Genomic DNA, 13,555 nt, shown 5'->3' with positions numbered 1-13,555 from the left:
ACCCTGCATCCTTCCTACCGTCCCGGTGCGGCCCGAAGCCAGTTGCGGTTCACAGTGATTCGTTCCGACCGTTCGGTGTGGCGGCGGTCACACAGGCGGGTAGTCGTTGTCCGGTTCGGCGAAAGGTACCGGTCACGTCGGCGAGTCCGGGGTACGGATCGATGCCGCTGGTCGGTCGCTGTGCCGGGTCTACCAAACACCTTCGTGACGTAAATCACTCACCACGTCGAACGGAATTGGGCGATGCGGACCGGTTGCTATGTTGTGCGGCACCGACATCGGCGTACGGCCGTTCGCATACCGTGGTGCCAAGCGCAGCCGCACGCGGCTCACGATGGTAGCCAACGCGATTCGCAGTTCGTAGTCCGCCAGCGCCGCCCCGACACAGCGCCGATGCCCGCCACCGTACGGGGCGTATTCGAACGGCCGGTATCTGCGCTCGAGGAACCGCTCCGGCTGGAAGCGCCGCGGCTCGGACCACACCTGTGGGTCCGAGTGCAGCAACGGCACCGCGATCCCCATCGTGTCCCCCGCCCTCAGTGCCACCCCGCGCAGCGTGAACGGCGCGATGAGCCTGCGCACCACGATGGGCACCGGTGGATGCAGCCGCAGCGTCTCCTGGCACACGGCGTCGAGATAGGGCAGCGCCGCCAGCTCGACCGGGGTCGCGTCCGGTCCGGCCGCGCGCAACTCCGCGCGTAACCGGGCCAGGGTGTCCGGTGCGCGGTGCAGCTGGAACAGTGCCCAGACCAGCGTCGTCGCGGTGGTTTCGTGCCCGGCGACCAGCAGGGTGCGCAGTTGGTCGCACAGGTCGTCGTCGGTGATCGGGGTGCCGTCGTCGTAGTGCGTGCTCAGCAACATGCCGAGGATGTCGGTGGTCGGCGGGCCGGCCCTTCGATGCGCGATGTCGTCGAGGATCAGCCGATCCAGCCGAGCCCGGGCCGCCACGAATCGGTCCCACGGCGCGTGGCCGAACAGCCCGTGCCGCAGTACCGGCACCAGCATGAGCGGCCCGGAGAAGGTGGCGAGGAATTCGCCGACCGCATCGGTGTATTCGGCTCGCCGCTCGGGGCTGTCCACCCCGAACACCGCGGTCAGGATCACCCGCAGCGTGATCGCCCGGGTGGCCACCCGCGCATCGATGCGGGCGCCCGGCCGCCACCCTCGGCTGGTGTCGCCTGCCAGTTCCTGGTGCACCGAATCCTGGATAATTGCCCCGTATTCGCGGATCCGCGCACCGTGGAAGGCCGGGGCCAGCAGCGCGCGATCGCGGCGATGCCGTTCGCCGGCGGTGAGGATCAGCGAGGCGGTGCCGACCAGCGGCTCGATCGGATTCGGGCGCGGTGGTGCGGTCGCGTCGACCGGCGCGCGGAACAGCTCGCGCGCACCCTCGGCTGTGCCGGTGAACAGCGCCGAGCCGAAGCCGGGGAAGCGCACGAAGAACGGATCGCCCTCGCGCGTACGGCGCCAGCGAAAGTACCTGTCGAAGTCCAGGCCCGCGGCGAGCGCATGCAGCACGATCAGCCGAGGTGGTTTCGGCACGGCGACGGCACGCGACTCGCCTGCGCCGGGCCCGGCCGTGCCCACGTCCATATCTATAGGTACGAAATCATCTGCAGTCGGGTTCGATGCGACCGCACTAGCCCGCTGTTTCGTCCACGACCACGGAGGGTTTGATCCTGCGGACGGTATTGCGCGCCGTCGCCGCCAACCGCGCCATCCTGGCGTCCCCGAGCGCGGTCACCGCGTTGCCGAGCCGATTGGTGACGAACGCGACCGACATACCCAACTCCGGATCGGCGTAGGCGCCCGATCCGCCGACACCGTAGTGGCCGAACGCTTTTCGCGGCTGCTGCTTGGACATCAGCACCGGCCGGTGGTAGCCGAGGGTGAAGCGCAGCGGCAGCCCGAGCACGTAGTCGCGGCTCTCGGCGGGCTGCGCCTGGTTGATGGTCTCGATCGTCTCCGGCCGCAGCAACCGCACGGTCGCCCCGCCACCCCGGTGCGTCGCGAAGACCTCGCCGTTGTTGGCCAGCGCCCCGTACATCCTGGCCAGTGCGCGGGCCGAGAAGACGCCGTTCCAGCCGGGCATCACCGCGTCGTGCACCCGGGGGTCGCGGACCAGCTCGTCGAAGCTCTCCGGCATGCCCGCCTCGGCGAGCCCGCGGATCGGGCGCACCCAGGACAGCACCGACGAGGCGGTGTTCCAGCGGATCCCCGGCGGGCTGAGGTGCGGAAAGATCTTGGCGATCCGGTAGCGCTCGGATTCCGGTACCCGGAACCAGAATTCGTCGAGGCCGAGCGGCACGGCGATCTCGCGGCGCAGCACCTCGGTGAACGGGTCACCGGTGACGCGCTGCACGATCTCGGCGACCAGCCAGCCGAAGGTGATCGCGTGGTAGCCGGAGGTGCGGATACGGCGCGGGTCGGGCGGGCTGTCGGCCAGCGCCCGGATCACGGCGTCGTAGTCGAGGATGCCTTCCCGGCCGGGGACCAGGCCGCGCACCCGGTGCAGGCCCGCGCGGTGCGCGAGCACGTCGCGCACGGTGATGTCGTCCTTGCCGTGGGCGCCGAACTCGGGCCAGTACGTGGCGACCGGCGCGGCGTAGTCGACCAGGCCGCGTTCGGCCAGCCGGTGCAGCACGGTGGAGGCGACGCCCTTGCCGGTGGAGAAGGTCAGCGCGACGGTGCCGCCGTTCCAGCGCCGGTCCTTACCGGCCCAGCCCGCCCAGATGTCCACGACGGGTTTGCCGTCGAGATAGATGGCCAGTGCGCCGCCGCCGCGACTCGGTTGGGTGAACATGCCGAAGAATTGGTCGGCCAACCGGATGAAGCGCGGGTCGACCAGCATCTCTTTGGGCGCGGCGAGCTTGCCTGCCGCCGGGTCGGTGGCGCCGAAGTCGCCCGCTGCCGTTGCCGAAACCATGGGGTCACCTCCTGACCACCGATCATCGGACCGTTACTCAGGGTAGCTGGTGCACCGGGGTCTGCCAGCGGCCGAAGGGCGTGCTGAGACAGGTGTCGCCGGTGCGCGAATTCCAGGCGAAGGCGCCGGTGCCCAGGCACACCACGGTGTTCTCGGCGGTCTGCACGGCCGCACGTGAGCCGTCGAGGGCGACCGACGCGGCGATCAGCGGTGCGCCCGTGGTCCGCGAATCCCCTGCGTTGTCAGAATCCCCTGCGCTGTCAATAGAACTGCGCGCGATCGCGTCCTGGCCGATGCCGAGCGCGATCGGAATCCCGCCCGCCCCGTCGCTGGCGCCGACCCCACCGGCCATGCCGATGCCGATCGCGGTGGCGCCCAGGGTCGCGTTGGCGTAGCCGACACCGTCGATTCCCACAGATTTCGCCTGGCCGAGCAGGTCGCTGGCGGCGCGGCAGGCGGTGTGGCCGTCGATCACCGTGATGTCGGCACCGTTTTCCGAGGTGCAATGCACATCGGTTGCTGAGGCCACCGCAGGCAACACCAGAGAGGTGAGCACCGCGGCGGCCGAGCAGGCGATCATGCTGATCAGCTTCACGGGTAACTCCTCTCCAACGCTGAAGACCACCATACCCAGATGGGTTGCTGGAACCCCGATTCCACGGTCGAGTCGACGTGTGCGCGCTCGATGGTGTATGCATGGCGTGTATTTCAAGCTCAGCTATCTTTTGTTTACTTCGGATTCTTACGGGGGTTTGAGTTCGGAGCGTTACAGCTCGGGAGGACTGTTTCGTGTCTGGTCAACTGGCCTGGGGTCGTGTCGCGTTCGCGGCGTTCGTCGCGGTGGCCGCCCTATCCGTGGTGGGCTGTAGCTCGACCATCAGCGGCCGCGCGCAGCCCGCGGTGGACAACGGCACCATCAACGCCGTGTCGATCACCAGCACGCCGAAGCCCTCGGGCAAACCGACCACCGGCAAGCCGACGCCGACCACCAAGGGCGGCAACACCGATTTCGAGGCCAGCGAGGGCGACTGCGTCACGCTCGGCGGCACCACCTCGAACGCCACCATCGCGAAGGCGTCCTGCGGCAGCCGCGCGGCCAATTACAAGGTGATCGGCAAGGCGCCCAAGAGCACCCAGTGCGTGAGCGACGCCGACAACTACTACGCCGAGACCCTCAACGGCATCGAGCAGGGCGCGTACTGCCTCGACATCGACTGGGTCGTCGGCGGCTGCATGGACGTCGGCGGTGACGACCCCAAGCGGATCGACTGCACCGGCACCGCCCCGACCAAGGGCGTCAAGGTGGTCAAGCGGGTGGACGGCGCCGACGATGTCAGCGTGTGCGGCAGCGGTACCGGCTACGTCTACGAGGAGCGCCGGTTCGTCGTCTGCGTACAGGAGCTCTGACACTGTTGCTCAGCAGCTCTGACTCTTTGCCCAGGAGCGCTGACACTTTCGGCAGGACCAGTGACACTTTCACCAGCAGAGCTGACACTTTCGCCCAGCGGTGAACTCCCGAGCATTCGGACACCGGCCAGCTAAGTTGTCCCGGTGAGCACGATCGATCTTCCCCGGCTGAAGTCGTCCACCGGCCGGTGGATCCTGCTGGCCACCATCCTCGGTTCGTCGGTGGCCTCGCTCGATGCCACCGTGGTGAACATCGCGCTGCCCCGCATCGGGGAGTCGCTGCACACCGATGTCGCCGGGCTGCAGTGGACCTTGAACGGGTACACGCTGACGCTGGCCTCGTTCATCCTGCTCGGCGGCTCGCTCGGCGACCGGCTCGGCCGGCGCAAGGTATTCGTCTGGGGCACCATCGGTTTCGCGCTCGCGTCGGTGCTGTGCGGGGCCGCGATGAATATCGAGATGCTGGTGTTCGCCCGCATCCTGCAGGGCGTGGCCGGTGCCATGCTGACGCCGGGCAGCCTCGCGCTGATCTCGTCCTCCATCGACCGGCGCGACCAGGGCGCGGCGATCGGGTTGTGGTCGGGCTTCGGCGGGGTCGCGGGCGCGCTCGGGCCGTTCCTCGGCGGCTGGCTGATCGAGCTGGCCGGTTGGCGCTCCATCTTCTTCATCAACGTGCCGCTCACCCTCGTGGTGGTGCTCGTCGCGCTGAAACATGTGCCGGAGAGCCATGATCCGAACGCCAAGTCGCAGTTGGACGTGCCGGGCGCCCTGGTGGTCGCGGTCGCGCTGGGCGCGCTGACCTTCGGCCTGATCGAAACCATGCCGCTGCTGCTGGTGTCGGGGGTGCTGCTGCTCGCGGCGTTCGTGGTGATCGAGCTGCGCAGCGACCATCCGCTGGTGCCGCCGGTGCTGTTCGCGTCGCGAGTGTTCACCGCGGCGAACCTGGTCACCTTCGCGGTCTACGCGGCCCTCGGTGGCGTGTTCTTCCTGCTGGTGCTGGAATTGCAACTGGTGGCGGGCTATTCACCGCTGATGTCGGGTGTGGCCACCGTGCCGATCACGCTGATCATGCTGGTGCTCTCGGCACCGGCCGGGCGCTGGGCGCAGGTGCACGGCCCGCGCATCCCGATGACGATCGGACCGCTGCTCGCCGCGGGTGGGCTGGTGCTGCTGCTGCGCATCGGCCCGGACACCGTCTACCTCACCGACGTGCTGCCGGGCGTGGTCGTGTTCGGCTTCGGTCTCGCGGCGCTCGTCGCCCCGCTCACCGGCGCCGTGCTCGGTGCGGTGCCGGCCAGCGAGGCGGGCATCGCCTCCGGTGTGAACAATGCCGTCGCACGGACCGCGCAGCTGCTCGCCGTCGCCGCGCTGCCCGGTCTGGCCGGCATCTCGGGCGCCCTCGGCGACCCCGTCGCCTTCCATCACGGCTTCGGCACCGCCCTGTGGATCTGCGTCGGCCTGCTGGTGGCGGGTGCGGTGCTCGCGGCACTGCTGCTGCGGCAACCGAAGCACCCCGCCACCCTGGACAGCGTCGACTGCCTGCCGCAGTGCGCGGTGTCCGGACCGGCGGTCGCGCCGCAAACCTCGGAGACGCCTGCCACCAACGAGAAATGAGCGGGCGCAGACGGTTTCTCAACCGCGCGCCCGCTCATCTCTGTTGTCTGGTGGAGACTTCTTAAATCGGCGTGAAACCTGCGCCGACACCGCCGCGGGCGTTGATGTCGCCCATGATGGTGCTCATGTTGGTGCCGACCTCGGGGCCGAAGCAGGCCAGGGCGAGGTAGGCGTTCACCATGCCGACGAGGGTGGAGCCGATGACGACCGGCGCACCGGAGTCACCTTCCACCACGCACATCTGGCTCCAGGTCTCCATGTTCGACGCGAACACGTCGCCATAGCTGATGCCGCAGGTGTTGCCGGTGGTGCGGCCTTCCTTGCACACGATCATCGGGAACTGCGGCGGTGCGCCGAGCCCGGTGATGGTGACGTTGCCGATCCGATTCACCGGGATGATCGCGCCCGGCTCGAACTCGATGACGGCGTAGTCCAGATCATGGTTGGAGTAGACGAACCGGCCGATCACACCGGCGCCGCGGTTGACCTCCGCGTACACCTCGGCACCGGGGTCGCCGCAGTGGCCCGCGGTCAGACCGACGAGCCGGCCCGCGTTGTCATGGCCGACGGTGGTGACGGTGCACTCGAATTGGTTGTCGATGATGATGCCGGAGCCGCCGCCCACAACCGGCGGGCCCGGCTCGGCCTGAGCGGCCCCCGCGCCCGTCCCGAGTAGCGCCGCACCGAGGGCTACGGCGAAGGCGGCGTTGGCCACCTTGGCGAGTTTGCTGAACATGTCCCTCCAGACGTCGGAAGCCCGCACGATATCAATTTGTCGCACCCATCGTGTCAGTATTCGGGTCCGGGCGCGTCATCTACTACGGGGTGTCCACGGCGGGCGAGCCTCAACCCCTTTTTTCGACATAAGGTTAATTATGTCTCTTATTATCCATAATAGCGACAAGCTATCAAAAGGGGCGATGTCCGTTTCGAGTTTGTCCTCGAACTGTAGTACAGCCCGTTCTGTTCGGTTCCGGAATCAAATGTCATTTTGCATGAATTCTATCCGAATAAATTGCCGCGATGATCTTGTCTGGGCGGTCGATTCGCCCGGTTGACCTGTAACTTGTTCCAGAGATTCCACCCTTCGTTTTGGGCTGTGACCCAATATCGGTGGCGGCCGCCATAGCGTTTCGACCACAGTGACGATCGTCTATGACTGCAATCACAGGAGGGTGGTGTGTTCTGGCTTACTACGTAGTAAGGTGCGTCAAGCAAACAAGTCGTCGGGGCAGCCAACCGGCGTCGAGAGGGGTTAGCCAGTGCAGTCGACCGAGAGTCCGCCAACAGGATCACGGATGAGTGATGCGGTCGATTGGACCAAGGGTTACTGGGCAGACCATCCGAAGGCTTCGCTGGAGACCTTCGGTCGCCAGATCACCATGGGGATCGCCGCGGTCGCCGAACTGTTCGTCGCCATCTTCCGGCGCCGCTTTCCGTTCCGTGAGTTCATCCGCCAGTGTGCGTTCATGGCCAGCGTCTCCGCGGCACCGACACTGCTGGTCGCCATCCCGATCGGCGTCATCGTCTCCATCCAGGTCGGCTCGATCGCAGGCCAGGTGGGTGCCACCTCCTTCATCGGCGCGGCCAACGGCCTCGGCATCATCCAGCAGGGCGCTCCCCTCGTCACCTCGCTGATGATCGCGGGCGCCGTCGGCTCCGCGGTGTGCGCCGACCTCGGCTCGCGCACCATCCGGGAAGAGATCGACGCCATGAAGGTGATGGGCGTCGACCCGATGCGCAGGCTGGTCGCCCCCCGGCTCGGCGCGGCGATGCTGGTCAGTGTGCTGCTCTGTGGCTTCGTCGTCTTCGTCGGCTTCCTGACCGGTTACATCTTCAATATTTTCGCCCAGGGTGGTACGCCGGGTTCCTACATCGGCACCTTCTCTTCGTTCGCGGTAACGCGCGATCTTCTTGTCGCACTGATCAAATCGCTGATTTTCGGTCTGCTCGCCGCGATCATCGCGTGCGATAACGGATTGAATGCGCGCGGTGGTCCCGGCGGCGTCGCCAACGCGGTGAATTCCGCGGTGGTGAGTTCCGCCATCATGTTGTTCGGGGTGAACCTCATCATCACCCAGGTGTACAACGCACTGCTCCCGTCACAGGTGGTCTGAGTGTCGTCGACATATGTTCCGCCGCTACTGCGGCCGTTCCAGCAGTTTCGCAAGGGTGCGCAGGCACCGGTCGATCTGCTCGCCAAGCTGGGCCACCAGGTGTTCTTCCTGCTGCGCTCGATCGGCTCGATCCCATTGGCGCTCAAGCACTATCCCAAGGAAGTGTGGCGGCTGCTCTCCGACGTCTCCTGGGGCAACGGCAACCTGGTCGTCGGCGGCGGCACCATCGGCGTCGTGGTCATCCTCAGTGCGTTCGGCGGGATGACCGTCGGCATCCAGGGGTACAACTCGCTGAACCTGCTCGGCCTGAGCCCGATCACCGGCGCGGTCTCCGCGTTCGCCACCACCCGCGAACTCGGCCCGCTGCTCGCGACGATCGCCTTCGCCGCGCAGGCGGGCTGCCGGTTCACCGCACAACTGGGCGCCATGCGCATCTCCGAGGAGATCGACGCGCTGGAGTCCATCGCGATCCGGCCGCTGCCCTACCTGATCAGCACCAGGATGTTCGCGGCGATGGTCGCCATCATCCCGCTGTACTGCCTCGGCCTGGCCATGGCCTACCTGTCCTGCTCGCTGACCGTGCAGCTGATCGGCGGCACTCCGGGCGGTACCTACCAGCACTACTTCTATCAATTCCTGGTACCGACGGACGTGATCTACTCCTTGCTCAAGGCGATCCTGTTCGTCGCGATCACCACGTTCATCCAGTGCTATTACGGCTTTTTCGCCTCCGGTGGACCGGAGGGGGTCGGCGTCGCGGCCGGCCGGGCGATCAAGGTGTGCATCATCGCGGTCGTCTTCGCGAACCTGTTCATGACTTTGGCGATCTGGGGAGTCAACCCCGGCATCAGGATCTCGGGGTAGCACCAGATGATCATCGATCCCAGTGGGCGTGGACCCACGATGCGTCAGTTGCTGCTCGCGGGCGTCGGCGGCCTTGTCGTCCTCGCGCTCGTGCTCGGCTTCCTGATGGCCCGTTACCAGGGCTATTTCGTCGAGAAGGTGAACGTCACCGCGAACCTCACCACCACCGGTGACGGGCTGCCGTCGGACGCCGACGTCAAGTTCCGCGGCGTGCTCGTCGGCGCGGTCAAAGAGGTCGAGGTCGCGGCCAAGGGCGAGCTGCAGAAGGTCAAGATCGAGGTGAAGCCGGAGTTCGCCTCGGGCGTGCCTGCCAACGTCACCGCCAGGGTGGTGCCGAGCAACCTGTTCGCGGTCACCTCGGTCGAGCTGGTCTTCAACGGCCCGGCCGATCAGTACCTGCGCGAGGGCTCGGTGATCGAGGAAGATCGCAGCAAAGGCACGCTCGCCCTGCAGGACACGCTCACCACGGTCCGCAACATCCTGGACCGGATCGATCCGATGCAGTTCGGTCGCGTACTCGGCACGCTGTCCCAGGCGCTCGACGGCAGCGGCCGGATGCCCGGCTCGACGGTCGAGCGGTTCGACCGCTGGCTGCAGTCGGTGGACGACTCGATCCCCGATCTCGGCGTGATGCTCGGCGACTTCTCCAGCTCGTTCCACGCGCTCAACGAGTCCTCGCCGGAACTGCTCGACGTGCTCGGCACCTCGGTGGAGACCGCACGCACCATCGCCGACCGGCGCAGTGAGCTGGTCGCGCTGATCACCGGGACGGGCAGCACGGTCGACACCGTCAACGGCCTGTTCGCCCGCAACGGCGACGTCGGCAAGCAGGTGACCGAGGGCATCAGCGACATGTTCGGCGCGGTGGCCGCGGATCCCAACGCGATCACCCAGACGATCCTGAACCTCAGCGAGACGGTCCGTAAGTTCGACTCCACGTTCACCTGGGGCCCGCAGAAGCAGCAGATGTGGAACGCGGGCGTCACGCTCACGCCGTACAAGCCGTACACCGTGGCCGACTGCCCGCGCTACGGCGAGCTGGCCGGACCGAGTTGCTTCACCGCGCCCGCGGTGAACGAATTGCCGCCGCTGCCCGACAAATTGAAGCCGAGGGCGCTCGAGTCCGCGGCCGGACTGCCGCCGGTGGTGCCGATGCCCGGGCTGCCGCTGATCCCCGGTGTCACCACGCCGGCTCCGCAGCCGGTCCAGGCCGGTGTGCCTGGTGCGCCGTTCGCGGGCACTCCGCTCGAGGGTCTGTTCCCGATGTTGCCCGGTCTGCTCGGCCAGCCGGCCCCGCCCGCTCCGCAACCGGCGGCAGCGCCCGCGCCCGTCCCCGCGGCAGGCGAGATCTCCTACCAGGGTGACGCGGCCATCGCCAAGCTGCTCGGCCGCCAGCCGACCACCGCCGAATATCTGCTGCTGAGCTCGATTCTGAAGGGCGGGACCATGCATGTGGCCGAAAACGGGGTGGGCCGATGAGTATTCGTAAACCACTGATCGGCTTCGGCATCTTCGCGCTGGTGTCGATCCTCGTCACGGTGGTCGTCTGGAACACGCTGGCGCGCATCGTCGATGGCGATACCCGCAGCTACTCGGCGACCTTCACCGACGTGCTCGGCCTGCACGAGGGTGACGACGTGCGGATGGCGGGCGTGCGGGTCGGCAAGATCGAGAAGATCGAGCTGGTCCGGGATCCCAAGCTGCGCAAGCAGGTGGCGAAGGTGAGCTTCGTCGTGCAGCGCGATCAAACGCTCTACGACGACACCAAAGCCCTTGTCCGCTACCAGAACCTGATCGGCCAGCGGTATGTGGCCTTGGCGCCGGGCAAGGCGTCCGGCCCGGCACCGCTGCAGAACAACGGGTCGATTCCGCTGGAGCGCACCGAGCCGTCGTTCGACGTCTCGGGTCTGCTCAACGGTTTTCAGCCGCTGTTCCAGGCGTTGCAGCCCGAGCAGGTGAACCGCCTCTCCGAGACCTTCATCCAGGCACTGCAGGGTGACGGGGTCTCGTTGAGCGCGTTCATCGTGCAGGCCGCGCAGCTGGCCACCGATTTCCAGCGGCGGGATGCGATCCTGGCCGACGTGATCACCAACCTCTCCGGTGTGATGGCGGGGTTGGCCAAACGAGGTGATGAATTGGAGACCCTGGTGACCCAGACCCGGGCCTTGATCGGTGGGTTGTACGAGCAGGGCCAGTCGCTGCAGACCTCGACCGTGCAGATCGCCAACGCGACCAGCTCGCTGGTGGACATGGTCGGCCACATCCAGCCCAAGCTGCAGACCGCCCAGAATTCCACCAGCGCGGCGCTGACGCTGCTGCTGGACAACGGCGCCAAGCTCGACCAGATGGCGATCGACCTGCCCAACATCATCTCGATCGCGGGCAAGCACACGGCCGAGGGTGGCTACGCCAACGCCTACCTCTGTGGCTTGGACATCTCGCTCTACGGGGTGCTGTTCCCGCGCGGGTTCATCCACAACCTCGGCATCGGTGGCAAGGCCCAGTCGGCGGTGTGCCGCCCATGATGTCGAAGATGAAGGCAAGGTTCGACAACAACCGCTACTTCTGGTTGGGCATCCTCGGCGGTGCGCTCATCGTGGTGCTGTTGCTGGCCTCCAGCGCGGTCAAGCTGATAGGTGTCGGCGAGCAGACGGTGAAAGCCGAATTCGTGCAGGCCGCGGGCATCAAGGTCGGCGATCGGGTCAACGTCGCGGGTGTGACGAGTGGCCGGGTGGACGGTGCGAAGCTCGAGGGCGACCACGTGCTGCTGACGCTGAGCGTCAAGAACGGCGTGAAGCTCGGTCCCGACGCGCGCGCGTCGATCAAGATGGCCACGCTGCTCGGCGCCAGGTACGTGGACCTGGATCCCGGCGACGGCTCCGGTTTGAAGGGCGGCCGGATCCCGTTGTCCAACACCGCCGTTCCGTACAACCTCGCCGACGTGGTGCAGGAGGGCACCCCGAAGTTCGAGGCGCTCGACACCAAGAAGCTGTCCGAGTCGCTGAACCTGATCAACCAGCAGATGGGCGATTCGCCGGAGCTGGTGGCGCAGGCGCTGGACAGCGTCGGCGCGCTGGCCAAGGTGATGGATGCCCGCAAGGACGAGGTCAACAGCCTGCTCAAGGATCTGAACCGAGTCACCCAGATCCTCGGCGACAACCGCAACAGCGTGCTGCTGGTGATCACCCAGGGTGAGGCCATCGCGAACCGGGTGATGGAACGCCAGGGTCTGCTGCGCCAGCTGCTCGACAACATCGCCGAGCTCACCAGGCAGCTGCAGGAAATCGGCGCGCAGAACGACAATCAGCTCGGCCCGACCATCGTGCAGCTCAACACCATGTCCGAGGGCCTGCAGAAGAACAAGGAAAATCTGGACCGGCTGTTGTCGCTGATGCCGCCGACCGTGCGCTACCTGGCGAACTCCTGGGGTGGCAACGGGCCGTACGGCTCGGTCGGCCTGCCGTGGATTTTCCCGGACAACTGGTTGTGCCGCGCCAACGTGATCGAGGGGTGCCAGTGATGACCTGGACGACACAGAACCTGCGCAGAGTGGCCAAGACGCTCGTCGTCGGCGCCGCCGCGCTGACCGTCGGCAGCTGCTCGCTGGTGCCGAGTTCGGTGAACGACGCACTCGGCCGGACCATTCGGGTCACCGCCGACTTCGAGAACATCGCAGGCATCTACGAGGGCAACCCGATCACCGTGCTCGGGCTCGACGTGGGCAAGGTCGACAAGATCGTGCCGAAGGGCACCCTCGTCGAGGTGCACATGTCGATCAACAACGACGTGAAGATTCCGAAAGACGCGATGGCCGCGATCATTTCGCCGTCCATCGTCACCGACCGGCACGTCGAGCTCACCCCGGTCTACACCAAGGGCGACACCCTCACCGACGGCGCGCATCTGCCGCTGGCCAAGACCAAGACGCCGGTCGAACTCGACACGATGATCAAGACCATCGATCAGTTCGCCGCCGCGCTCAAGCCGGAGCCGGGCACCGAGGGCATCGGCCCGCTCTCCGGCCGGGTGCTGTACCCGATGGTGAACGGCAACGGCGAGAAGATGCGGGACACGCTCAACGCGTTGTCCGGCGCGCTGAAAGTCGGTGTGGACAACAAGGATGCGGTGTCCAACATCATCATCAAGCTGAACGAGCTCACCACGATGCTGGCCGACAACGACCAGTCGGTGCGCGACTTCAGCAACCGGATGACTCAGATGACCGGGTTGCTCGCCGAGCAGTCCCCCGGCCTGCAGGCGACGCTCGATCAGATCAACGACTTCCTTGCCAACACCAGCGGCACGCTCGGCCAGTATCAGGATCAGCTGGCGAGCGCGCTGGCCGGCTTGACCAACGTCACCGGTCAGCTGCGCGAAAACGCTTACGGCATCACCGAAGTCGTCGACGTGGCGCCGATGGTCTTCCAGAACATCGACCGGATCGTGAACCGGGAAGGGCGCTACGTCCGGCTGCACGCGATCATCGGCACGGCACTGTCCGGTGAGATGGTGAGCGTGTTCTGCGAGCGGATCCAGATGAAGGCGGACGGTTGCCGCACCGGAAACATGCAGGACTTCGGGCCCGATTACGGCCTGACCGCAGCGCTGCTCGGACTGACGAAATGAC

Annotated in this window: 12 protein-coding genes; 8 read left to right on the top strand and 4 right to left on the bottom strand. The window is 66.6% G+C overall.

Annotation, left to right across the window (positions count from 1 at the left end; all coding sequences use genetic code 11):
- Window positions 1-189: 189 nt before the first annotated feature.
- From IBX18_RS04735 to IBX18_RS04725, 3 genes are all read right to left on the bottom strand, one after another.
- Entirely contained in the window at window positions 190-1,593 is a 1,404-nt protein-coding gene (locus tag IBX18_RS04735; protein WP_194832461.1) for a cytochrome P450, read from the bottom strand.
- A 46-nt stretch (window positions 1,594-1,639) separates the two neighbouring features.
- Window positions 1,640-2,851, bottom strand: a complete 1,212-nt coding sequence (locus IBX18_RS04730; RefSeq protein WP_194832747.1) for a serine hydrolase domain-containing protein — start codon at window positions 2,849-2,851, stop codon at window positions 1,640-1,642.
- A gap of 112 nt (window positions 2,852-2,963) precedes the next feature.
- Window positions 2,964-3,521 (bottom strand): DUF6764 family protein, encoded by a 558-nt coding sequence (locus tag IBX18_RS04725; protein ID WP_194832460.1) that lies wholly within the window; start codon window positions 3,519-3,521, stop codon window positions 2,964-2,966.
- Window positions 3,522-3,715: 194 nt separating this feature from the next.
- Between IBX18_RS04725 and IBX18_RS04720 the strand changes: the two genes are divergently transcribed.
- Complete coding sequence (locus IBX18_RS04720; RefSeq protein WP_147140265.1) at window positions 3,716-4,333, top strand: hypothetical protein; 618 nt, start codon at window positions 3,716-3,718, stop codon at window positions 4,331-4,333.
- A 144-nt stretch (window positions 4,334-4,477) separates the two neighbouring features.
- Window positions 4,478-5,947, top strand: coding sequence for an MFS transporter (locus tag IBX18_RS04715; RefSeq protein WP_194832459.1), 1,470 nt, complete (start codon window positions 4,478-4,480; stop codon window positions 5,945-5,947).
- Window positions 5,948-6,008: 61 nt separating this feature from the next.
- Here IBX18_RS04715 and IBX18_RS04710 read toward each other — a convergent pair whose 3' ends face one another.
- Window positions 6,009-6,683 carry a S1 family peptidase gene (locus IBX18_RS04710; RefSeq protein WP_147140269.1) on the bottom strand — a complete coding sequence of 225 codons (675 nt, stop codon included), beginning with the start codon at window positions 6,681-6,683 and terminating at the stop codon, window positions 6,009-6,011.
- 562 nt (window positions 6,684-7,245) lie between these two features.
- On the opposite strand from IBX18_RS04710, the gene IBX18_RS04705 reads away from it, so the two are divergent.
- Genes IBX18_RS04705 through IBX18_RS04680 form a run of 6 tightly spaced genes read left to right on the top strand, consistent with a single transcriptional unit; the run spans window position 7,246 to window position 13,554 of the window.
- Window positions 7,246-8,064: an ABC transporter permease gene (locus tag IBX18_RS04705; protein ID WP_186818778.1), complete on the top strand. Its 819-nt coding sequence runs from the start codon at window positions 7,246-7,248 to the stop codon at window positions 8,062-8,064.
- Window positions 8,065-8,928 carry an ABC transporter permease gene (locus tag IBX18_RS04700; RefSeq protein ID WP_107653465.1) on the top strand — a complete coding sequence of 288 codons (864 nt, stop codon included), beginning with the start codon at window positions 8,065-8,067 and terminating at the stop codon, window positions 8,926-8,928.
- A 6-nt stretch (window positions 8,929-8,934) separates the two neighbouring features.
- A complete protein-coding gene (locus IBX18_RS04695) occupies window positions 8,935-10,407 on the top strand; it encodes an MlaD family protein (protein ID WP_194832458.1) in 1,473 nt (490 codons plus the stop codon).
- Window positions 10,404-11,453, top strand: coding sequence for an MCE family protein (locus IBX18_RS04690; RefSeq protein WP_194832457.1), 1,050 nt, complete (start codon window positions 10,404-10,406; stop codon window positions 11,451-11,453). Before IBX18_RS04695 ends, IBX18_RS04690 begins: the two co-directional genes overlap by 4 nt.
- Window positions 11,453-12,448, top strand: a complete 996-nt coding sequence (locus tag IBX18_RS04685) for an MCE family protein (RefSeq protein WP_135237713.1) — start codon at window positions 11,453-11,455, stop codon at window positions 12,446-12,448. Before IBX18_RS04690 ends, IBX18_RS04685 begins: the two co-directional genes overlap by 1 nt.
- Entirely contained in the window at window positions 12,448-13,554 is a 1,107-nt protein-coding gene (locus IBX18_RS04680) for an MCE family protein (RefSeq protein ID WP_194832456.1), read from the top strand. Before IBX18_RS04685 ends, IBX18_RS04680 begins: the two co-directional genes overlap by 1 nt.
- Window position 13,555: the final 1 nt, after the last annotated feature.

The sequence above is a fragment of the Nocardia sp. XZ_19_369 genome, from assembly GCF_015355715.1.
In the GTDB taxonomy this organism is placed as follows: Bacteria; Actinomycetota; Actinomycetes; order Mycobacteriales; family Mycobacteriaceae; genus Nocardia.
This window is presented reverse-complemented; position numbering and strand designations above follow the sequence as displayed.